The following is a 21,916-nucleotide window of genomic DNA, read 5'->3' on the forward strand; positions in this document are numbered from 1 at the left end:
TACAGGAGGACACAACACTTATGCAGCAGAACGAATTGAATTCGCTACACGATCCGGCCACCATGAGCCTGGAGGACAAAATATCGCTAATGTGCGTTGTAGGCACCCCCTCCACAATAGCGGAGCCGGACTTCCGTGAACGGATGTCCCGGAACCGGTTCGGAGGAATCGGCCTGTTTCCTCATAATGTTAAGGATGAGCAGCAGACGCTTGAGCTGATGGCGCAGGTTCAGGCCATTGCCGGGGACTACGGTATTCCGCAGCCGTACTATGTCTCGATAGACGAAGAGGGGGGCACACTCTCCAAATTCAAGACTTTCTATCCCTACATCCCCGGCAACCGGGCCGCTGGGTTAAGCCCAGACGCCGAAACCGCTTATCTCCAGGGTAAAATCATCGGCAGCCAGCTCCACGCACTGGGCATTCCGATGAACTGGGCGCCGGTGCTGGATGTGAATACGAATATTGACAATCCGGTTGTAGGGGTGCGTTCCTTCGGCGAGGACCCTGAAGTGGTTGCCGCCTTCGGCAAAGCCTATATTCAGGGGATGCATGAGGCAGGGGTAGCCGTCACAGCCAAGCATTTCCCCGGCCATGGACAGGTCAGCGGGGATTCCCATGTGGTCCTGCCGGAATGTGAATTGACGCTGGAAGAGTTAATGGGCGGGCCGCTGCGGCCATTCATCGCTGCCATTGAAGCCGGGGCCGATTCAATCATGATGGGCCATCTGCTGTTTCCCAACATTCCCGAGTCGGACGGGCTGCCTGCTTCACTCAGTCCTTTCTTCGCTGCAGACCTGCTGCGGGGGCGTCTCGGCTTCGAGGGCGTCATCTGCACCGATGACATCGAGATGGGCGCGATCAAGAAGAATTTTAACCCGGAAGATGTGGGAGTACTGGCTGTGCTGGCCGGCAATGACATGATTCTGATGTGTCATACGCCGGAATTCCAGGAGCGGGTCATCGCTGGCATCCGAAAAGCTGTGCTGGAAGGCGTCATCGCCGAATCCAGAATTGACGAATCAGTCAGCCGCATTCACCGCCTCTACGCAAAATTCCGGCAATACCAGGCGGCAGCCCGGCCCATTCCACGCGAGAACTGGAATGAGGCGGCCCTGCAATATGCGCGCCGCACGATCAAGATCAGCCGTGACCCGCAGCAACTCCTTCCGTTGTCTGCAGAACACTCATATCTGCTGATCTTGCCGCGCCAGGAGCAGCTCACCATCGCCGACAATTCCGGCGGCCAGACCATCGGCTTGGCCTTGCTGCTCGAAGCCCAGGGCTTATCCGTACAGGTAGAGTATTGCAGCATGAAGCCGGAAGCCGCTGAGATCTCGGACTTATGTGCCAAGGCCGCCGGACATACCGTGATTCAAGGGACGCTGAACGCCCATCTGTTCGGCGGACAGCTCCGGCTTGCCGAGCAGCTTGCCGCCGCCGGGCCGCTGCTGAACCTGGTGCTGCGTAACCCGTATGACGATGCTTACCTGCCGCAGAGTGCAGGCAGCATTCTGCTGTGCTCCACCTCCGATTATTCGCTTCAGGCACTGGCAGAAGTGCTGGTTGGATAAGCTTAATCACACAGTCAAGAGCAGGCTCTCATGGTAGCAATGAGGTCTGCTCTTATTTGTGTTGATAGAGACAAACATAGTACTATGGTTAAGGCATAGCAACCCAATTCCTGGAGGAAACACGAACAAGTCGGAGAAGGGAAAAACACATGATGACCCTAAAGCGGATGTTCTCACTCACTTATTTAGTACTTATGATTCCAGTACTCATTCTGAGCTTCTACACCTGGAAGGATTACAAAAGTTATCTAATGAACATTACCGACTATTTCCCCTCAATGGAACAGATCTATCTGCTGGACGGGGGCAAGCAGATGCTAGGCCTGTCCAAGGAAGATACATTTGATGAGAAATACGACGTATATCTATGGGACACCGCTACAGCAGCTCTGATCCGGCAGACCACCATCCCCACCAGCTTCCAGAGCGAGCCGGGACCAGTCACCTATCAGCAGGATGGTATTCTCATCCCGATCTATACCAAAGCCTCAGGACTAATGCTGAATCTCATCCGGCCCACAGGCGAGATCGAGGAGCTGTCGCAAGGTACGCTCCATATTCCGTTCTCCTTGAGTTCGAATGCGTTCTCCTGGCGGGGCAGATTGATTGCCGCCGGGAATATCACGGACTCCGAATGGGTGATTGCCCAGGTGAAGGACGGCAAGCTGGAACGGGTGATTCTGGATAAGCAGAAGCTTCTCCCGGCTAGACCGGTCCGGATGTCTGAGTTGATAGGCAGCTTCCAGAATGAACTGTAGGTCCCATTATTCTCGGTCAGCTTGAAGGATAACCGTTCAGCCTTGGTCAGCGGAATTCTGGACAAGGCAGGCAAGCCTGCCGTGCTGGTGGGGCAGGAGGATGAAGCCTCATTCGCTCTGCAGGACCGGGCCAGCGTACAGTTCGCCAAGGTCTTTGGCTTCAATAACGCCAAGCTGGTCCGAGTGCATGACGATTATCCGGGCATAGCTGCCTTCTACAACAGAAACGAGAAGGAATGGGGAGCTGCTGTTCCTGTGCCGAAGCCGGTCTATCAAGCCCGTGTCTTCCTGCTGAATGACGATGAGTTGCTAATCGCCGGATCTACGGCAGAGGATGAAGTGGAAGGGCAGGTTACAGGATATATTTTCAATGAACGGACCGGACAGTTTCAGGATGCTTCATCACTTCTGAAGCAGTTAGCGTATGACCATATCAAGGATACGGACACCCGGTTCTATAAGCAATCAGGCAGCAGCACGCTATATTATAGCAGCGGCAAACAGGAAGTAGGGGCTGCCGATCTGGAGATCGGGAAGGCCAACGTATACACCAATCAGCAGGTGGAAGGCTGGCTCATAACGGACAACGATACCCGGGTCTCCTTGGTAAGCTTCTGGAATTATGCCAAGCAGGGCGGAGGACTTATCATCAACTGGGCAGTATGGGTCGTGATTACCTTGGCCATGCTGCTGGGCTTTGCCATTATTCCGCGGAAGCTGATGAACACCAGACGCAAACAGATTCTGTCAGGCCAGATCGTTCAGGGCAACATTAAGAGTATGCAGGAGACTGGTCTCTATGTTAACGAACAGCCGATGGTCCGTTTCGTGGTGGAATTCGTGGACGAAGGCCGGCTCAAGGAGGTTGAGATTAAGCAGGTCATCTCCTTCCTCAGTCCGCTTAAGGTAGGTGATCCTGTTCAAATCAGCTACAACCGCAAAAAGCATAAAGCCGTGTTCATCACCGAAGAGGATCTGAGGCAGCTATGATTTCCACCCGAAGTTGACGCAATTAAGCCGTATGAATCAACTTTATATTCGTATCCATCATTGGATTGCCGGATAGGCTGTCTTATAATTTCATTGTGCAATCAATGTCATTCCATTAAGGGGCTGCAGCAATGAGAGAACTGAAAGGCAAACAGGTTGTTCTTCAAGATAATGACTTGAAGCGCAGGGAAGGGGCCAACCGCCGGTATCTAATGAAACTGACGAATGATAATCTCCTCTTTAACTATAAAGTAGAAGCAGGCAGATTTGACGGCAGAGATATTCCAGAGGATGCACACGGGGGATGGGAGACACCGGTCTGCCAGATTCGCGGACATTTCCTGGGACACTGGCTGTCAGCGGCAGCGATCCGGTATCATGAGACCGGAGATATGGAAATCAAGGTGAAGGCTGATCTCATCCTGGACGAGCTGGCTGAATGCCAGAAGGACAACGGCGGACAATGGGCTGCGCCGATTCCTGAGAAATATCTGCACTGGGTGGCCCAAGGCAAGGCGATCTGGGCGCCGCAGTATAACATCCATAAGTTATTCATGGGACTTGTGGATATGCATCAATTCACTGGCAGCGAGAAGGCGCTTGAGATCGCGGACCATTTTGCCGACTGGTTCGTGAATTGGAGCACCGGCTTCACCAGGGATAAATTCGATGACATTCTCGACATGGAGACGGGCGGTATGCTGGAGGCGTGGGCGGACCTGCTTCATATCACCGGGAATGCCAAGTACACAACCTTGCTGGAGCGTTATTACCGCAGCAGACTGTTCCGCCCGTTATTGGAGAACAAGGACCCGCTGACCAACATGCATGCCAACACAACCATTCCGGAAGTACTGGGCTGCGCCAGAGCTTATGAAGTCACCGGGGAGCAGCGCTGGATGGACATTGTCACGGCTTACTGGAAATGTGCTGTAACTGAACGGGGAATGCTGGCCACAGGCGGCAACACGGCCGGTGAGGTATGGATGCCAAAGATGAAGCTCAAGGCCCGCCTTGGAGACAAGAATCAGGAGCACTGTACGGTATATAACATGATCCGCCTGGCAGAATTCCTGTTCCGGCATACCTCAGATCCTGCCTATGCGCAGTATATCGAATATAATATGTACAACGGGATTATGGCCCAGGCCTATTACCAGGAGTATCATCTGACCGGCAATAAGCACAGCGATCCTGCAACCGGCTTGCTCACCTACTTCCTGCCGATGAAGGCCGGGCTGCGGAAGGACTGGAGCACGGAGACGGACAGCTTCTTCTGCTGCCACGGAACGATGGTCCAGGCTAATGCCGCGTTGAACAGAGGCATCTATTATCAGGAGCAGGACGACCTGTATGTCTGCCAGTATTTCCGCTCGGAGCTGAGCACAGAGCTGAACGGCGGGAGCGTAAGGCTTCAGCAGACCCAGGATTATATGAGCGGAAGTATGCTGAACTCCTCGAACACGGCCGGGCAGCAGGAATTGAATGAGATTACAGCGCTGCATGAGAATATGCCGGATTACAGAAAATATGACTTCACCGTTCATACCGGCGCTGCCAGTGAATTTGCCATCCATCTGCGGATACCGGACTGGATCATGTCGGAGGCTGTCATCTATGTAAACAGCGAGCTGCACGGAAAGTCTGCGGATCACTCCGCCTTCTATACTATTCTGCGGAACTGGCAGGACGGCGACCGGGTCAGCATCATTCTGCCGGTAGGCATCCGGTTTATCCCGCTGCCGGATGATGAGCAGACCGGAGCCTTCCGGTTTGGACCTGAGGTCCTCGCCGGGATCACTGAGCATGAACGGATTCTGTATACCCCGTTAGCGGATGCAGCAGGTGAGATCATCATGGAGAACGAACGGGAGTGGGGAAGCTGGCGATATTTCTTCAAGACCACCCGTCAGGACCCGGGCATTCAGCTGCGGAGAATCCGCGATATCGGGTATGAGCCTTATCAGGTGTATTTCCCTGTACGAAACGAATAGTTGTTAGAGCGGCCACCTGCATCCTTGCAGGTGGTTATTCTTTGCATAAACTTTTTTTGAACGATCGGTCGTTAAATTATTGACAATTCATTAGACAAATCCTTATAATGACATTAATTCACTAGAAGGGAGCCTGAGGGTTATCAAAAAGAAAGAGATTACATCCAGTTACATCATCCAGGCAGCATTTGAGCTTTTTGCTGAGTATGGAATTGAGAAAACGAGTTTGGGCTTAATTTCAAAAAAAGTGGGAATCACCAAATCCTCTATTTATTATCATTTTGCGACCAAAGAAGAGCTGATCAGCCGGACCTTTGAGCATATTTTCCGGGATCATCATTTTACTGCATACTTTGATACGGAGTCCGCCAATAAAGACAATTACGCAGAAATACTGATCAGCGGCGGTCTGAACATGCTGCCAAGCGGCGGGGAAGAGTATCGCTCTACATTAAGGGTGCTAAGTGAGTTTGCGATGCTGGCGGAGCGGGATGAACAATTTAGAGCACCATTTTTGAAAATTCAACAAGATTTTGTAAATGGTTTTGTTCAACTTCTGTCCAAGGGCGCTGAATTCGGGCTTATCGCTTCTTCAACCATCGGGGTTAACGCAGCCATTCTTGCCCTGCTTATAGATAATTTGTCCAGATGTAAGATGATGAAGATGGAGCTTGAGTATCAGATGATTTGGGAAGAGGCTGTCCGAAGAATGATTCTTCAGGAAGATCACAATTAAATTACTGGAGGCAGATACACTTGAAACATATTATTATTACAGGTACATCCAGAGGAATCGGTGAATCCCTCGCGAATCAATTCATCGACCCGTCCCACCATCTGATATGTATATCCAGAACGGCTAATCAAGGACTCATGGATCGTGCGAAGGAATTAGATTGTCCAATGGATTATTTCAAATATGATTTAACGGATATCCTTGGTATCGATCAGCTTTGTGAAGAAATATTCAGCCGAATTGATCTCCGTTCCAGCGATGAAGCCGTCTATCTTATCAATAATGCCGCTATGTTGACTCCTGTGAGCCCGATGGAGCAGTTAGAGACGGAGCAAATCGTAGAGAACCTCCATTTGAATTTATTAGCACCGATGGTCATCACCTCCAACTTTTTACAGCTCACTAAGCATATGAATATAGACAAAAGAATCCTGAATATATCATCAGCTTCTGCAAAGTACATACTGCCTTCACAAAGCGCCTACAGTACTGCCAAAGCTGGTTTAGACTCTTTTACCAAGTGTATAGACATAGAACAGAAGTTGGCTACGTATCCGGCAAAAGCAGCAGCAGTCTATCCCGGTATGATCGACACAAGCTTGCAATCGGACATACGGTCCGTCTCCAGAGAGCTTTTCCCCTATGTTAATGAGTTCATTCAACTATCTGAGGAAGGGAAACTGCAATCGCCGGAATACACAGCGTCTAAATTAATCGAAATTCTTGTAAGTAATGATTTCGGAAAGACTGTTATTATTGAAACCATTGATTAAGCAATGGAATACAGTGAAATATCTGGTATAATACTGCTAAAAAATTATGGATGTGAGAATGTATATGGACAGATACAGAAATTCACCTTCACTAGAGTTGCGGCTGTCTCCTTCCGGAGGGCTGTGCCTATGAGAAACGCTGTGGAGGACAATCAGAGTAGCGGACAGCAGGAGCACTTCGAGATATTGCCGATGTTCTCTACGAGGGACAAGGGAATGCGGATGACAGTGCTCCGGCCGGGACGCCGCGTCGGACGTGCGGCGCCGCTTCTGCCGTGGCTGCTCACAGCTATGGTACTGTGGGCGATGACAGGCACCGTGCTGTTCGGCACGCTGCTCGGCCTGGCCCCAACACCGGCAATCGGCACGCTGCTCGGTCATCCAGTCGCAGTAGGCGCCGCCGTAGTACTGCTGTTCGCCGCAATTATTGCAACTACGGGATTGTACTCCAGAGCGGCCGGGCAATTCGGACAGAGAAGTGCCGCGGGCCTGTTTGCGATGCTCGCGGTTACCGGGGGGCTTGCTGCGGATGCGGGAGTCCTCCTGCTCTGGATGCGGATCATGGATTCTTCGCGCCCCTTCGACTTCAAGACCATTGCGACGTCGCCGACGGTTCCGCCGGAGCTCGGCGCCATCGCCGGAGCCGGCTTTGCCCTCTTGGCCGCCATCGTGCTCTTAAGGCTGTCCGGCTCGGTCGCCCACGCCCGTCGGCGTCAGACAGACATCGAACGCCTGCGGATGGAGGGTTTATCATTCGCCGGGACACTTACCACTAGGCGCTTCACCAACAGCTGGCTGTATAGTTTCCCGATGTTCAAGGTTGAGATAGGTTACATCGTCGACGGTATGCCTCGTGTTTTCTCAGCACACATGCTCACCAGCGCCGATCGCGTCCCAATCGTCGGTTCGCGCATGCTTGTGCTGACCGATGATCGCGGAACCAGCCACGTGGAGCTGGACCCGTCCAATGGGGCTGAATTCGAGCCAGACGTGAATAAGTACGCTGCATCGCACGACTGACACTGTGTTTTCAACAGCTTCTGCGGATAACGGATAACGCTACAGAATAGAGGTGTTCCAAATAAATGCTTCCCGGAAATACAGCAGCTTCAGCCAGCTAGACGACTTCATGTCATCTGGCGGTTATATAGAAATGCCGGAAAATCGCGGACGGACGCTTCAGGATCTCATGCTTGCCTGTCAAACCGCCCTCAGAAGTGAACGCCACCTCGGCTTGGAGTTCGAGTTCCGGCATTGCGATGTAACCGTGATCTATCTGAATAACAGCTATTACGGGTCACATATTGATTTTAGCCGGCTCAAGAATCTTATTACCCGGGATCAGATCGTCAAGAGCTGTACCCTTCACTTCTGGTCTTATTTCGAAGATTATATAGCAGTGCTGGGTCTGACCATCGTCACATGCACGCCAACCCTTAACAACATAAGAGTGGTGCTAAGCAACGGATTGCGGTTGGTTTTTCGTTACTCGAAGGCCCATCATGAACTCCTCATAGAGGAAATAAGCAGCCGGTACGGCAACAAAAGGATCATGAATCTCCTCCATGCAGAGCCTCACCTCCTTGAGATGGAGAGCATGGGTTTTACTTTTATCCAATACCTGAAGCATGGCGGTTTCTTAAGCGTACCCGGCCTGGAGAACCGCCGCTTCACGGATCTGCTCATGCAGTGCACCACCAAAGAAAGCCACAGCAGTATAACGGGCACCATCTTGGGATTTCAATTCAAAGACTGGTACATGGAGTTTTTTTATGATGAGAAGCTGCAATTCACCGGGGAGAATATGAAATTCATCGGGGAACACGGAAGGGAAGACAGGGAGGAGCGGCAGCAGGATAACGATTTCTACAGCTGGGGAGATTTCCAGGTGTTTGCCCGGCATAACGATATCCAGATCATAGAGCAATGCCGTAGTCTGGATGTCATGATCGTGTTCCTGGATACGGGTGCCAACGTGCATTTTAATTATTCCGATGAGCTCGGGGATTATGCTGTCAGTGTGGTCGAGGGCGACGGAATGCGTTTTCGGGACAGCTACAGGAGAATTTATAAGGATTGATGAGTGATTGTGACTTATTATGAAGAAAAACCACCAGTGAAGGTTAAGAACCTCGCCCGGTGGTTTTTTGCAATGGAAATTCAATTGCCATTTTTGGACACAGCTGTGCGGGGATTAGAGTATTTCCATTCATCTACTTCACGGGGATCAACGCCACACAAATGACTAATGAGAAGCGCCAATGTAACATTCGGGAGCACCACACCGTACTCAATATTCTGGTAGTTACGCAAGGTGCATTTCATGGTGTCATTAATCTGATGTACGATGGATTCTTGGGTGAACCCTGCGGCTTTGCGTGCATCCTTTATCCTCAAAATGCGATATCTCCCTCAACTTTTCGGTATGTTTTTATGATAGGGGAGTAACCAAGTTAATTTAACGCTTTATAATACACGAATTATATTGCGTAAATTGTTTTTAGGTATATAATAATAGATGTAAACGGGTTAAATAGTAAAATATCCCTTAATTTTTGACCATCGTTCGATTCAACATTTATTATCCACTATTCGCATGTTTTTAATTCTATTTTATGGAAGGAGGTCCATGGGTTTGGGAGTGGTAAATTCTATCCGGAATGAACTTCTCGCGTATATGAACAGAAATCAAATGATACATTCACATTTTGCTGGGTTCTCAGGTATCAATTCAGGTACGCTCAGCCGGATCTTGAAAGGCAATCATCCAATCTCTATGGCACAGCTTATTGCGATCACTGCGGGAATGGAGCTGCGGGAAGACTATTTTTTTGAAGACTATATAGATGAATGCTTTTCTTTTGTAGTCTCCATGCGGCGGATACGGCCGTTTATTTTCAGATGTGCAGAACTGGGGCGTTTGGATTGTATTGAACAGATTGTGAACCGTCTGCTGGAGGATTTGTCTTATGCACCTTTACTATTTGAGTTCGCTGAACTTTTGTATAAGGACGATAAACGCCATGCTGCGAGGATACTGTATCAAGGTGTGAGCGAAGCCGAAAAGTATCAGCATTCCGAACGGTTAGCGTTATGTCAGTACCGGATATTTCGGATTGAATTAGAAGAACAAACGGATTTGGAAGAGAAATTACGTGCAGCCACTCAATTTGAGTTGTATGTTAACCGCTTGGATGCAGCCGATCAGCTCGATGCAATGAAACAGCTAATGCATATTTATGGTCTGGTACACAAGTGGAAGAGAGTAGACGAACTCGCTAAGGAAATGCACCGGATTGCATCCGTTCAATATGAACTGGAAAACCGCCGGTCAGACACCATAGAAGGAGGGTTGAAGCGTCCGGAGCGTCCTTTCTACTATTATATCCTGTATGCATACTTAGCCAGGGCTACAGCCAGCGAAGCGTGCGGCGATTACGGGCGGGCCTTATCTTTTGTACAACTGTATGCAAATGCTGAGCGCTGGGTACACGAGAACGATGAACAATCCCGGCAGATCATTGCCCAATTCTCAGAATGGGCCGTTGCGAACACCTATCTGTACCGGTTAATGTCCGGAGAATTGGATGTAATAGATGAGTATGCAGACTATATAGCGCTTCATGAGAATGAAATATTTGTGGCAGTGCGTTATATCGTTCAAGCGGCGAATGTATTTAAGCTTAATGTCGACAGCATCTTAGATCGGTTCGCACCATACATACCCTATGAATTGGGCAAGACAGATTGTGGCGATTACAAGCAGGCCATTCTGCAAGAGAGGTATGCGCAATTCCTCATCGATCTGGCAATCTATCAATTCAATCACAGCAAGGGTAAGGAGCAGGCATTGAACACTGTATTGAAAGGCTTGGAAATATCTATTGCCATGAATAGCAGCCAAAATATAATTGCTTGTATGACACTTTTTGAGGAATATAGGGAATTTGCGGATCAGGAACTACAGGAACAATTCAAAAATCTATCAAGTGAGGTGTATCAGTTCAATGCGAAAAAAGATCTTATTCTTCTTAACGCTCTGTAGTGTTTCAATTGTTATCTCTACAACACTAACCTTGGTGACTACGATGGGGCATGGCTGGGGAACTTAATCATTATCATGAAAATAAACAGAGGTGCTCCTGAAGTTTCGGGGGTGCCTTTTTGTATGTTCCGGGGTCCCCGCAAAGTACCTGATTCACCATCGAAGCCAGGCCACACTTTGTGGGGTTATTTTGTGCAATCAAATGAATATCCTATTATCTGTCATATAATCCTAAGATAGCATTAAGGGAGGATTCTATGGTGAACAGAAATATGCTTGTAGAGGTCCGTATTGAACAGGCCCGGAACCGGCTTCATATACTGGCAGAGAAACATCAGGATTTTCAGCATCCTGCGGTCCTTAAGCAATCCATGGTATTGGATGAATTGATTAACCAGTATAATATGAAGGGAGAGCAGCAGAGATTAATAGAGAGCAGGAAATCATTTGAGAACAAGCATACTTTATATTGAAGATAATGAGAAAATCGGCACTTGGGTAAAAGAGGAGCTGGAGCAGCGGGGATATACGGTACAGTGGCTGCTGTCCGGTGAGGGAGCCGAAGCCGCGGTGGCACAGTATGATATCGTTATTCTGGATATTATGTTACCCGGATTAGACGGATTCACCGTAGGCAAACGGTTAAAAAAAGCAGCCCCCGCCGTTCCTGTACTGCTGCTGACCGCCCGAACCTCCATAGACGATAAGGTGGAAGGCCTACAATTCGCGGATGACTATCTCACGAAGCCCTTCCATACCGATGAATTAGTGGCCAGACTGGAGGTGTTAATCCGCCGCAGCGGCGGAGTTCCTTCGGAGCGCATTACACTGGGCACTCATATTGAAGTGGATACGAAGCTACAGACCCTCTATGACACGCGCACAGGCGAAGAGATTATATTGACAGGGAAGCAGCATCAGATCCTAATGTATTTCCTGCGCCATCCGAATCAGGTGCTGACGAAGGAACAGCTCTATGAAGCCATCTGGGAGGAAGCGTATATCCCTGGCGACAAAACCTTGCTGGTTCATCTCCACCGGCTGCGGCACAAGCTGGAGCGTGACCCGGAAGCGCCGGAGATCATTGAGACGCTGAAGGGAATCGGCTACCGGGTGAAGCTATGAAGCAGCCCCGCTCCTTGTTCCGCCATTTTCTTAAGCTGCACTTTCTGTTCATTCTTCTTCCGCCGCTGGTGCTTTTGGTCATCTCATCGTTCTTTGGAACTTCCGGGCCCGGGCCAAGGTTCAATACGCTGAACCTGTTTTACATTACAGTACTTATGTTCACTGGTATCATCGTGGCCTTCGTTGTTCTGTCCTGGCTGTTCTTCTGGAGACTCCGCACACGTCTGACCCGCTTACAGGAAGCTATGTCCGCTGCTCCCGCTGCTGCGGATTCGTCGCCTGAGCCTGTCTTGATTCAAAAGGGCCGCATGGATGAAATAGACCAGTTAGGCGGTTCCTTCAACCGGATGATCCGGCAGCTGGAAGACAGCCGCAGGCGGGAGCAGGAAGAGGCAGAGCTGCGGCAACGGCTCATTGCCAACATGTCCCACGACCTGCGGACACCGCTGACTATCCTGCGGGGACATGTCACCCGGCTGAACAAAGAACCCATGAGTCCTGAAGGACAGAGCTCCTTAGCCGAGATCAACCAGACTATTACCCGGACCGGAGAGCTGATGGATGATTTGCTCTCGTATACCTTGCTTACCTCAGGAAAATATCCCTTCGAGCCTGCTCCCACAGACATGGTACGCCTGGTAAGAGCCTCGGTTGCTGCGTGGTATCCGGTTTTTGAAGAACACGGCATTCAGGTCGATGTTGATCTGCCCGCAGAGGAGACCTTCCACTGGACAGCAGATCCGAAATGGATGACCCGGGTGCTGGATAATCTGTTTCAGAATATCATCCGCCATGCAGCGGACGGGAAATATGCTTGTATCACCGTGGAAGTGCAGCAAGAACGGATTCTTGTCGCTGACCGAGGCCCTGGCTTGGATCACTCCGCATACGGTGGCGGGGCGGGAATAGGACTGTCGACCGTACAATACATGCTGAATACAATGAACTTGAAGGCTGAATTCAACTCAAACGGGCAGGGGACGAGAGTAGTCATTGGCAGAATGTAACCTGAAGTTAACCCGGAAGTAAACGGACTGCCCACCGGGATGTAACCTTGCAGCTGTATACTTAGCACCATAACGAAAGGATGTGTTATGGTTGCTTACCATCAATAACTTAGTCAAACGCCGCGGTACGCAGGAGATTCTATCCGGGATCACCTTCGAAGCCAGACCGGGAAGAGTCACGGGATTCCTGGGACCCAACGGAGCCGGCAAAAGCTCTACACTCCGTATCCTGCTCGGACTGGATCATGCTACCTCCGGCAGCGCCTTGATTCATGGCAAGCCCTTCGCAGAATTAGAGCATCCGCTGCGAACCGTGGGTGCTGCACTGGACGGATCTGGAGCCCACCCGATGCGGACAGGACAGGCACACCTGCGCTGGATTGCCCGCGCTGCCGGTCTGCCCCGTTCACGTGTCGATGAGGTGCTGGATATTGTCGGTCTTACCAAGGCAGCGGGCACTAGAGTGAAGCGATATTCTCTCGGCATGGGGAGAAGACTGGGAATCGCAGCAGCGCTGCTTGCAGACCCGGAGATTCTGATTCTGGATGAACCTGTGAATGGGCTCGACCCGGAGGGCATCCGCTGGATCCGGACTTTTCTGCGTAAGCGGGCAGAGGCCGGGAATACGGTGCTGCTCTCCAGTCATCTTATGGGCGAGCTGGCCGAGACCGTGGACGATGTGGTGATCATTAAGCGGGGGAGAATTGTCGCAGACGGCACCTTGCAGGAGGTAACCGGCAGTCATTCCACGCTGGAGGATGCCTTCTTCGCCCTGACCTCTGAACAGGCAGGTGATGCCTGGTGAAGGCATTCCATGCAGAAATCTCGAAATTGCTCTCGCTGCCGGGAATCTGGCTCGCCCTGCTTATTGGAGCATTGGCTCCTGCGGTGGTGGCTGCCCTCGATAGTCTGGCCCAGAAGGAGGACATTCTGGCTGGCGTCAGCACACGGCTCCCGGAGGTTGGTTATATCGGGTTAGGCTTTGGTATACAGGGCGTTATTATCCTTGGCGTGCTTGCAGTCAGCAGCGAGTACCGGACAGAGAGCAGTGAAGGGGCCGGAGGGCAGCAGATTTCCACAAGTCTGATGGTTGTGTCATCGCGGCTTCAGTTGTTTCTGGCAAAAGCAGTCGCTGTATCTGTCATCAGCATCCTCCTGTGTATCCTTGCTGTGATTCTGATTGTGCCAACCACACGCTATATATTAGGTGACTATGCCCCGCCACTTGAATGGACCCGGCTTGCCGGTGCCGTCTGCTACTGGACTTTCACTGCACTGTTGGCCTCCGGGCTGACACTGCTGACGAAGCAGGGCATGATCCCGCTTACCGTGCTCATGATTAATTCATCGCTGGTATCCTTCAGTGTCCTGCTGGCCAAGGTGACGAAGCTGGCATTCTATTTGCCGGACCGGGCCGGCTTAGAGATGTTTATGTTTACGAAGGACGGCGTGGCGCCCGCTGCTACAGGCAGTGTGTTCGACAGCTATCACACCCCGGTTACCGGCGGTTTGATCATGTTTGCCTGGGTAGCCGTGCTGCTTGGGATTGCAGCCATTGTATTCCATAGGGGGGATGTGGCGGCATGAGTGTCTCATCCGGCAGGAAGACTATACGAGTCCTTAGGGCTGAGCTGGACAAGCTGATGACATTGCCATGGACATGGACTGCTGTTACGGTTACATTTCTTGTTCATCTTCTTTTGACCGCCGCCTTCACTTCCGCCTCTCTGCAGGAAGGAGCCGCAGCACCCGGAATCCTGAATACAGGACTTGCCCCGATGAGCTATCTTCAGGCAGGGTTCATTATTCTGGGGATCTTAGCGGCTTGCTCCGAGTATACGGGCGGACAGATCCGCACAACGTTAACGGTAATCCCCTGGCGCGGGCGTCAATTATTCATGAAGCATCTGGCACTCACCTTGATTACGATTCCCGCCGCACTTATCCTTACAGCCTCTGGTGTCTTATATGCGGGCTGGAGGCTGGACGGTCATGCAGCAAGGGTTGAACCTCATGAAATCATACAAGCATTGCTCGGGGCCACGGGCTATCTGACCTTGACCACACTGCTTAGCGCGGCGGTAGGGGCTTTATTGAGAAGGACCCTTCCGGCCCTGGTGATTCTGCTCGGCTATTATTTCATTATCAGTCCGTGGTCGCGGGGGCTTCTGCCGGCTTACTTCCCGGATACGGCTGGACGTTACATGTACCTGCTGCCTTCCTCTGGCGAACTGAATGTCCTTACACCTGTGCAGGGGGCCGGTATTGTAATGATCTGGACAGTATCCCTTGTGGCAATAGCGATTGTATTCTACCGTACACGGGATGCCTGAGGCTAAGCGGAGGGTCACGCGGCTGACGGGCTGGTCCTCCGGGAAGGCCTGGCCAATACTGCCAAGCATGCGCAGGCTACAAGCGCCCAGATCACCGTGTCTGCAAGCGTGGAGCGGAAGATCATCTCCCGGGCCAGAGGAACCCGCGATGCCCTGGATCAGCGCAATATCATTACCACTTACACCAAGGCGTTTTTTGACAACTATTTGTTGAAGCAGGCCACGGACCTTGACAGCCTCACCTTTGACGGGGTAGAGATGATTAAGAAGCCTTGAAAAGAGGGCTTGAAGAGGGCTTGAAAAGATCTATAACAGGCTGTATTGAAGGATGCCATGCGCAGTGGCGTCCTTTTTGTGCGTTTTTAAGCAAATGGATAATCACGACGAAGTAGTCCCTCCCCGGCGGTGACAATCACAGCATGATCTCAACAAGATCTTTGCAACCTAAAGACTCTGGCCCGATTCATGCTTGAATCTTAAGGTGAAGGGTATATAGGATGGCGTGTATCCAAGGCGTATTTACGCCGATTACGCTACAGACGTTTCAGTTTACGACGTATTTACGCAGCTTGAAACATGCAGAGGAGCGAGAAGGCGATGAGAAAATCATTTTTGTCCTTATTTATTCTAATATTCTGGATTCCTGCAGTGATCCTTGGCTTCCTGGTCTGGAACGATTACACCGGGTCAGTCCGCAGTACAGCGGATCGCCTGCTCCCTGTCAAGGCGCTGTACTATCTGGACCAGGGCAAGAAGGTGCTTGCCCTCACAGACAGCAGCAACGGGTTAATGGCGACGCTGTATGATGCAGGCACTCATAAGGCTGAGCAGGAGATCGAGCTGCGCTCCGACATCCACCGGCAGCGGCTGGTCTCTTATCAGGCCGGTAAGCTGGTGATCGCAACCAAGGATACAACGGGCCTGCAGGTGAATGTTATCGATTCGGCGGGGGGCACGAAAGAGTTGGTACAGGGAAGCTTTAATATCCCGACATTTCTGAGCTCGGATGGACATCAATGGCGGGGCCGGTTACTGTTCGCGGGAGCGGACAAAAGCTTGGCGGTCCATGTGGCGGAGGTCAGCCAGGCTCAGCTACACTACGCGAATCTGAACGGATCAGCCGCTCTTTCCGCTCGGCCGGTCTCCATTCGGGAAGCCTCCTTCAGCTTCCAGGATGGTTATTCCCTCCCTGTCTATGAAGTAGGACTTAAGGATGGGCGCACCGCCTATGCTTCGTCCCTCTTCGGTAAGAACGGCACACCGCTCCTTGCACTGAAGGGAGAGCAAGAGAGTGCGCCCCAAGCTCTGAAGCGGATAGGGCAGGAGTTCGCCGGGCCATTCGGACTGGACATTACCCGGCTACTGAGGGTAGGCTCCGAATATCCAAAGCAGGTGCAATATTACAACGGGGCTGCGGGTGAATGGGGAGAGCCCGTCAAGACGCCGGAGCCGGTCTATCAGGCCAGACTTTTCCCGCTGAACGACCAGGAGACGCTGATTGCCGGGTCCACTGCGGAAGACGAGATCAAGGGTACCTTACGCGGGTATTTGTATCATGAGCAGACCGGGGAATTCACGAATGTCACTGCCGCGCTTGAGACCTTATCCTACGATAAGCTGCAAGATCCGAAGCTGAGCTTTTATAAAGAAGCCAACAATGATACACTGTACTATTCAATTCCTGACTCATTGGGAGGCTGGCTGCAGGTCAAGGAAGGGCTAAGCGGCCAGATCACCGCCGGGGAGCTGCAACAGTGGCAGATGGCCGCCGGAGAGGATCAAGTATCTGCTGCGACCTTCAAGAACTATGTGCTGCAGTGGAATGCATTGGTCGTGAACTGGGTGATCTGGCTCTTTATTCCCTTGCTGATGGTAGCGGGAATGGTCTTACTGCCACGGCTGTTCACCCGTAACCGGCGGCGGAAGCTGGCCGAGGGAATTCTGATTCAAGGCACGGTTATCAACCTGATCGAGACCGGGATGCTGGTCAACGAACAGCCGCAGGTCCGGCTCACCGTCCGTTTCACGGACCAGGGCCAGAGTAAGGAAGTGCAGATCCGGCAGGTCATCTCTTATCTGAACCCTATCCGACCGGGGGATAAGGTGATGATCAGCTATAACCGGAGCAGGCATAAGGCGATCCTGGTACGGGACAGCGAGCTTAAGGATCAGGCACCTCCCCGGATCATTCAAGATGCGGTACTACGGCAGATTGAGTCCTGTGGACCCGTGAATCGCGGGGAAGCACTGCTGCTGCATTTTGAAGCAGCCGGTCAAACCTACAGTGTACCTGTGGTGCAGCCCTCCGGCTTCGTCTACCGTACCGGAGAACGGGCAGATCTGATCGTTAGGGACAACATAGTCAGATTGTTGCGGTATGGTCCAGCAGAGCGGAGGGATCAGGCCAGTCAGCTAACCTTAGAGGCTGAAATTACAAGCATTCATAGGGTCCCGGTGAAGCTTGCCGGCCAGCAGCTGCTGCTGCTTGAGATTGTGATGATGCACGGACAGGAACGTCTGCGCAAGGTGAACAGCCAGTTCGTCCCGGAACATCTGGAAGTCTCCGTAGGTGGAGTGGTTCCGGTGAGTGCGAAGCCGGAGGAGATTGCAGAGCAAACGCGGCTGCTGCAAGGCAAGCAAGGCAGTGCGAGAGTGCTGTCCGTAAACTACCGGGGAACAACCGGCGATCGGCCGCTCGCCACCATCACCGTGGAACGCGGCGGACAGAGCTACCGGATCAGGCAATCCATAGAACCGGTGTATGGCGTTGAAGCTGGCGATGAAGTATGGGTCGCCTACGATGAGCGCACCGGGGAAGCCACAATTGTTAACTACGCCACGTAAGCACAGTCAAGGATTGGTAAATTCATTTAATGAAGGGAGGGAACTGGAGATGGACAGCAGAAGCCGAATAAGCAATCTTACGAACCTATGGTTGTGGTTAAGCAGGAAGCATCTCCTTCCCCCATTGCAGTATAGGTCTATTGTATTCAGTCTGTCTTCAGGCCCCCCTGAATGACTGAATCGGAATAGCCTTGCAGCTCTCGTGAATGAAGGAATGTGTAGCTCTCCCTGCTGATGCAGAGGAGAGTTTTTTATTTGGAGCAGATTGGAGTTGTAGACGATGCAATTGAATTATTTCAATAACGGGAACCAGCGCAGACCTTTCGGCTGGGCGGATATTCTCGTCATATCCTTGTTGTTATCCATCCTGTATGCAGCGGCAAAGTTAGGCTCAGGGATGCAGGTGCCTTTAGATCCAGAGGAACTGTCCTCGCTCAGTCTGGCCCCTAAGTGGCTGCCTTACTATGCAGGCCGCTCGCTCCTGCGCATGTTTATCGCTTTTGCAGCATCCTTGATCTTCACCTTCGTGTACGGCCGCATTGCGGCGTATAACCGGACAGCCGAGAAATTCATGATTCCCGCCATTGATATCCTGCAATCCGTTCCGGTGCTTGGATTTCTTTCGGCCACTGTCCTGGCTTTTATGGCATTGTTTCCGGGGAGCCTGCTGGGGGTGGAAATGGCTTCAATCTTCGCTATTTTCACCAGTCAGGTCTGGAATATAACACTCAGCTACTATCATTCCCTTAAGACGATCCCCCGCGATCTGAAGGAGGCTGCCGCAATGAATCAATTGGGCAGATGGCATCGGTTCACGAAGCTGGAAGCGCCATTCTCGATGATCGGCCTAGTCTGGAACAGCATGATGTCGTTTGGCGGAGGCTGGTTCTTCCTGGCGGCCAGTGAATCGATCAGCGTTCTGAACCAGGATCTGCATTTACCCGGCATCGGGACGTACATGGCCTTGGCCGCAGATGAAGGTAATATTAAGGCCCTGATCTATGCGATCCTGGCGATGGTGGTGCTAATTGTGATGGTGGACCAGTTCTTCTGGCGTCCGGTTATTGCCTGGAGCCAGAAATTCAAGAATGAACAGACAGAAGCAGGCGAGGCGCCAACCTCATGGGTGTTGGAGCTTCTGAAGCGGGCAGGCTTTGTTCATGCTCTGAACCGTAAGCTGCGCGGTGGGGTTCATGACGGATTCTTGCGGCTCTCCGCCACAAGCTCACAGGTGAAATTGCCGCCTGTCCCGTCACGGGTCAAGACAATCTTCAAATGGCTAATCTTGCTTGTGGCCGCTGTACTTATGCTCCGATATTTGTATTCGGGGATTCTGGAGATTGCCCGCTTAAGCTGGAGCGAGCTGATTCATGTGGTATTCCTCGGTCTGCTAACCGGGTTACGCGTTGTCGTTTCGACACTTCTGGCTGTAATCTGGACGCTGCCTGTCGGGGTGTTCATTGGAACGAATCCTCGGCTGTCACGAATTGTTCAGCCTGTTGTGCAGGTGTTGTCTTCTTTTCCGGCGAACATGGCATTTCCGGTATTCACGATTCTGTACTTGAAGTTCGGGATCTCGATGGAGATTGGGGCAATTCCGCTGATGATGCTGGGGACACAATGGTATGTATTATTTAATGTGATTGCCGGTGCGATGGCCATTCCTTCTGATCTCAAGGAAGCTGCGGTGACTTTGAAATTGACACGCTGGCAGACCTGGAAAAAACTAATTCTCCCCGCCGTCTTTCCATTTCTTGTAACCGGCTGCATTACGGCAAGCGGAGGCGCCTGGAACGCCAGTATTGTCTCCGAAATCGTATCGTGGAAGGATCAGAATCTTCAAGCAGCCGGGTTAGGTACGTACATCGCTGAGGCCACTACGAACGGCAATTGGCCGCAGATCATCTGGGGAATATTCGTCATGTGCCTGCTCGTTGTAATTGTGAACCGCCTGGTGTGGCGCAAGCTGTATGCATTAGCCGAAAATAAATATCACTTGGATTAGAGGTGTAGAACATGACCAAAGCATTGATTGAATTAAAGCAGATCAGCAAACGTTATGATCAGCCGAAACAGGCAAATGTAAGCATTATGGAGGATATTAATATCAAGATTAAGGAGGGCGAGCTGGTATCCATCCTGGGACCTTCAGGTTCAGGGAAATCGACTCTTCTGCGAATCATTGCAGGTCTTGTCCCTCCTTCACAAGGCTCGGTGCTCTATAATGGACTCGAGATTGCCGGTACTAATCCGGGTGTGGGGATGGTATTCCAATCATTTGCATTGTTTCCTTGGCTTACAGTCCTGGAGAATGTGAAGCTGGGGCTGGAGAACAAACCGTTACGCGAAGCCGACAAAATGCGTAAAGCCCTCTCGGTCATCGATATGATTGGGCTTGACGGATTTGAAGGAGCGTACCCCAAAGAATTGTCCGGAGGGATGCGCCAGCGTGTCGGTATCGGCCGGGCGCTCGTTATGGAGCCGGATATTCTCCTGATGGATGAGCCGTTCTCCGCCCTTGACGTATTGACCGCAGAGAACTTGAAGCGCGACCTGCTGGAATTATGGACGGAGAAGCAAATCCCTACCAAATGCATCATTATGGTCACCCACAGTATTGAGGAAGCCGTCTACATGTCGGACCGGGCCATCGTCCTCTCCAGGGACCCCGCCCATGTAATCTCCGATATTCCCATTCCCATGCCGCACTGGAGGGATAAACAAGATCCGCAGTTCACATTGCTTGTGGACCAAATCTATTCCATACTAACCCAAAGGGAAGTGAAACCTGCCGGTCCGGCCGAAGAAAAGCAAAATACCATCGAGAAAATACCACCGGTTCCGGCAGGCGCCCTCACAGGCTTCATTGAACTGATTGACGATCTGGGTCAACAAGTGGACTTGTACAAGCTGGCCGATCAATTAAGTCTGAAACTGGAAGATTTCCTGCCCATCGTCGAGGCGGTGGAAATGCTGCAATTTGCTGCGGTTCTGCATGGAGATATCGAGTTGACAGAACCAGGACGCCAGTTTGCCAATGCAAGTGTTCTCTCCCGGAAGGAAATTTTTAAAGACCAGGTGCTGGAGCATGTTCCCATCATGGAGAAAATCATCTGGATACTGCAATCGAAAACAAATAATAAAATGGAAGGGGCCTTTTTCGTGGAGATTTTTGAGAAGCATTTTGAGACAGAGGAAGCCGCACTTCAACTGGATATACTGATCGACTGGGGCCGATACGCGGAACTGATTGCCTACGACAAAAAAGCAAAGGTGTTGTATCTGGAAAATGATTGAAATCAACCTGGACATTCGAGCGGAGGAAGTTCCTGGCCTAAGAGAAGCCGTGGGCTGGACAAGAAGAGACTCTGACTATCCCGCCCTGTTTCAGCGGTGCAATTTCTGGGCGGGAGCCAGAGATCCCGCCGGGAGACTCATTGCCTTTGGCTACGTTGCCGGAACCGGCCTGGAGCACGGGTATATGGAGGACATTATCATCCATCCAGAGTATCAGAGGCGCGGAGTGGGGCAGCAGCTTGTTAAGGAGCTATTGAACGAGTCTATTCGACGCGGATTGACCATAGTAACCCTCACTTATAGCCGTGAGCATAAGGAATTCTATGAGCATTGCGGATTCTCGTCTACAGCGGCCGGGATCTGGCGGGTGAAGGAAGGACTGGAATGAACAATTTCACATGGTAAAGTTTACCGCCTGTGGTAAGATGGGAGGGATGCGA

The 21,916-nt window shown here is 51.4% G+C and carries 20 protein-coding genes; all 20 read left to right on the plus strand.

The window, feature by feature from the left end:
- Positions 1 to 20 precede the first annotated feature (20 nt).
- The gene (locus MHH28_RS06175) at positions 21 to 1,574 is read left to right on the plus strand and encodes a glycoside hydrolase family 3 protein (protein ID WP_405113072.1); all 1,554 of its coding nucleotides are present in this window, start codon (positions 21 to 23) and stop codon (positions 1,572 to 1,574) included.
- A gap of 194 nt (positions 1,575 to 1,768) precedes the next feature.
- Positions 1,769 to 2,332, plus strand: coding sequence for a hypothetical protein (locus MHH28_RS06180; protein WP_405113074.1), 564 nt, complete (start codon positions 1,769 to 1,771; stop codon positions 2,330 to 2,332).
- A 21-nt stretch (positions 2,333 to 2,353) separates the two neighbouring features.
- Positions 2,354 to 3,322: a hypothetical protein gene (locus tag MHH28_RS06185; protein ID WP_405113076.1), complete on the plus strand. Its 969-nt coding sequence runs from the start codon at positions 2,354 to 2,356 to the stop codon at positions 3,320 to 3,322.
- 131 nt (positions 3,323 to 3,453) lie between these two features.
- Positions 3,454 to 5,316, plus strand: coding sequence for a beta-L-arabinofuranosidase domain-containing protein (locus tag MHH28_RS06190; protein ID WP_405113078.1), 1,863 nt, complete (start codon positions 3,454 to 3,456; stop codon positions 5,314 to 5,316).
- Between the two features lie 175 nt (positions 5,317 to 5,491).
- On the plus strand, positions 5,492 to 6,052 hold the full coding sequence (locus MHH28_RS06195; RefSeq protein ID WP_405116874.1) for a TetR/AcrR family transcriptional regulator: 561 nt from the start codon (positions 5,492 to 5,494) through the stop codon (positions 6,050 to 6,052).
- Positions 6,053 to 6,072: 20 nt separating this feature from the next.
- Positions 6,073 to 6,825, plus strand: coding sequence for a (S)-benzoin forming benzil reductase (locus MHH28_RS06200; RefSeq protein ID WP_405113080.1), 753 nt, complete (start codon positions 6,073 to 6,075; stop codon positions 6,823 to 6,825).
- Between the two features lie 3 nt (positions 6,826 to 6,828).
- On the plus strand, positions 6,829 to 7,845 hold the full coding sequence (locus tag MHH28_RS06205) for a hypothetical protein (protein WP_405113082.1): 1,017 nt from the start codon (positions 6,829 to 6,831) through the stop codon (positions 7,843 to 7,845).
- Positions 7,846 to 7,978: 133 nt separating this feature from the next.
- On the plus strand, positions 7,979 to 8,905 hold the full coding sequence (locus MHH28_RS06210; protein WP_405113084.1) for a hypothetical protein: 927 nt from the start codon (positions 7,979 to 7,981) through the stop codon (positions 8,903 to 8,905).
- A gap of 597 nt (positions 8,906 to 9,502) precedes the next feature.
- A complete protein-coding gene (locus MHH28_RS06215; protein ID WP_405113086.1) occupies positions 9,503 to 10,870 on the plus strand; it encodes a transcriptional regulator in 1,368 nt (455 codons plus the stop codon).
- A gap of 257 nt (positions 10,871 to 11,127) precedes the next feature.
- Entirely contained in the window at positions 11,128 to 11,343 is a 216-nt protein-coding gene (locus tag MHH28_RS06220; protein WP_405113088.1) for an aspartyl-phosphate phosphatase Spo0E family protein, read from the plus strand.
- On the plus strand, positions 11,318 to 11,995 hold the full coding sequence (locus MHH28_RS06225) for a response regulator transcription factor (RefSeq protein WP_405113090.1): 678 nt from the start codon (positions 11,318 to 11,320) through the stop codon (positions 11,993 to 11,995). Before MHH28_RS06220 ends, MHH28_RS06225 begins: the two co-directional genes overlap by 26 nt.
- On the plus strand, positions 11,992 to 13,002 hold the full coding sequence (locus tag MHH28_RS06230) for a histidine kinase dimerization/phospho-acceptor domain-containing protein (RefSeq protein ID WP_405113092.1): 1,011 nt from the start codon (positions 11,992 to 11,994) through the stop codon (positions 13,000 to 13,002). Before MHH28_RS06225 ends, MHH28_RS06230 begins: the two co-directional genes overlap by 4 nt.
- 91 nt (positions 13,003 to 13,093) lie before the next feature.
- Positions 13,094 to 13,807, plus strand: coding sequence for an ABC transporter ATP-binding protein (locus MHH28_RS06235; RefSeq protein ID WP_405113094.1), 714 nt, complete (start codon positions 13,094 to 13,096; stop codon positions 13,805 to 13,807).
- A complete protein-coding gene (locus MHH28_RS06240) occupies positions 13,804 to 14,589 on the plus strand; it encodes an ABC transporter permease (protein ID WP_405113096.1) in 786 nt (261 codons plus the stop codon). Before MHH28_RS06235 ends, MHH28_RS06240 begins: the two co-directional genes overlap by 4 nt.
- Positions 14,586 to 15,335 (plus strand): ABC transporter permease, encoded by a 750-nt coding sequence (locus MHH28_RS06245; protein WP_405113098.1) that lies wholly within the window; start codon positions 14,586 to 14,588, stop codon positions 15,333 to 15,335. The genes MHH28_RS06240 and MHH28_RS06245 overlap by 4 nt, the downstream gene beginning before the upstream one ends.
- 108 nt (positions 15,336 to 15,443) lie before the next feature.
- Complete coding sequence (locus MHH28_RS06250; RefSeq protein ID WP_405113100.1) at positions 15,444 to 15,611, plus strand: hypothetical protein; 168 nt, start codon at positions 15,444 to 15,446, stop codon at positions 15,609 to 15,611.
- 321 nt (positions 15,612 to 15,932) lie between these two features.
- Positions 15,933 to 18,179, plus strand: a complete 2,247-nt coding sequence (locus MHH28_RS06255) for a hypothetical protein (RefSeq protein WP_405113102.1) — start codon at positions 15,933 to 15,935, stop codon at positions 18,177 to 18,179.
- 280 nt (positions 18,180 to 18,459) lie between these two features.
- Complete coding sequence (locus tag MHH28_RS06260) at positions 18,460 to 20,184, plus strand: ABC transporter permease (protein ID WP_405113104.1); 1,725 nt, start codon at positions 18,460 to 18,462, stop codon at positions 20,182 to 20,184.
- 11 nt (positions 20,185 to 20,195) lie between these two features.
- Positions 20,196 to 21,476, plus strand: a complete 1,281-nt coding sequence (locus MHH28_RS06265) for a nitrate/sulfonate/bicarbonate ABC transporter ATP-binding protein (protein WP_405113106.1) — start codon at positions 20,196 to 20,198, stop codon at positions 21,474 to 21,476.
- The gene (locus MHH28_RS06270; RefSeq protein ID WP_405113108.1) at positions 21,469 to 21,864 is read left to right on the plus strand and encodes a GNAT family N-acetyltransferase; all 396 of its coding nucleotides are present in this window, start codon (positions 21,469 to 21,471) and stop codon (positions 21,862 to 21,864) included. The genes MHH28_RS06265 and MHH28_RS06270 overlap by 8 nt, the downstream gene beginning before the upstream one ends.
- Positions 21,865 to 21,916: the final 52 nt, after the last annotated feature.

This window comes from Paenibacillus sp. FSL K6-1217, from assembly GCF_045040735.1.
GTDB lineage: Bacteria > Bacillota > Bacilli > Paenibacillales > Paenibacillaceae > Paenibacillus_AQ.

Excerpts from the sequence above, each read along its gene's own strand:
- MHH28_RS06260 (WP_405113104.1), top strand. The coding sequence starts at position 18,460 with ATGCAATTGAATTATTTCAATAACGGGAACCAGCGCAGACCTTTCGGC.
- MHH28_RS06205 (WP_405113082.1), top strand. The coding sequence starts at position 6,829 with ATGGAATACAGTGAAATATCTGGTATAATACTGCTAAAAAATTATGGA.
- MHH28_RS06220 (WP_405113088.1), top strand. The coding sequence starts at position 11,128 with ATGGTGAACAGAAATATGCTTGTAGAGGTCCGTATTGAACAGGCCCGG.
- MHH28_RS06270 (WP_405113108.1), top strand. The coding sequence starts at position 21,469 with ATGATTGAAATCAACCTGGACATTCGAGCGGAGGAAGTTCCTGGCCTA.
- MHH28_RS06245 (WP_405113098.1), top strand. The coding sequence starts at position 14,586 with ATGAGTGTCTCATCCGGCAGGAAGACTATACGAGTCCTTAGGGCTGAG.
- MHH28_RS06210 (WP_405113084.1), top strand. The coding sequence starts at position 7,979 with ATGCCGGAAAATCGCGGACGGACGCTTCAGGATCTCATGCTTGCCTGT.
- MHH28_RS06175 (WP_405113072.1), top strand. The coding sequence starts at position 21 with ATGCAGCAGAACGAATTGAATTCGCTACACGATCCGGCCACCATGAGC.
- MHH28_RS06180 (WP_405113074.1), top strand. The coding sequence starts at position 1,769 with ATGATTCCAGTACTCATTCTGAGCTTCTACACCTGGAAGGATTACAAA.
- MHH28_RS06215 (WP_405113086.1), top strand. The coding sequence starts at position 9,503 with ATGAACAGAAATCAAATGATACATTCACATTTTGCTGGGTTCTCAGGT.
- MHH28_RS06255 (WP_405113102.1), top strand. The coding sequence starts at position 15,933 with ATGAGAAAATCATTTTTGTCCTTATTTATTCTAATATTCTGGATTCCT.
- MHH28_RS06265 (WP_405113106.1), top strand. The coding sequence starts at position 20,196 with ATGACCAAAGCATTGATTGAATTAAAGCAGATCAGCAAACGTTATGAT.
- MHH28_RS06190 (WP_405113078.1), top strand. The coding sequence starts at position 3,454 with ATGAGAGAACTGAAAGGCAAACAGGTTGTTCTTCAAGATAATGACTTG.
- MHH28_RS06230 (WP_405113092.1), top strand. The coding sequence starts at position 11,992 with ATGAAGCAGCCCCGCTCCTTGTTCCGCCATTTTCTTAAGCTGCACTTT.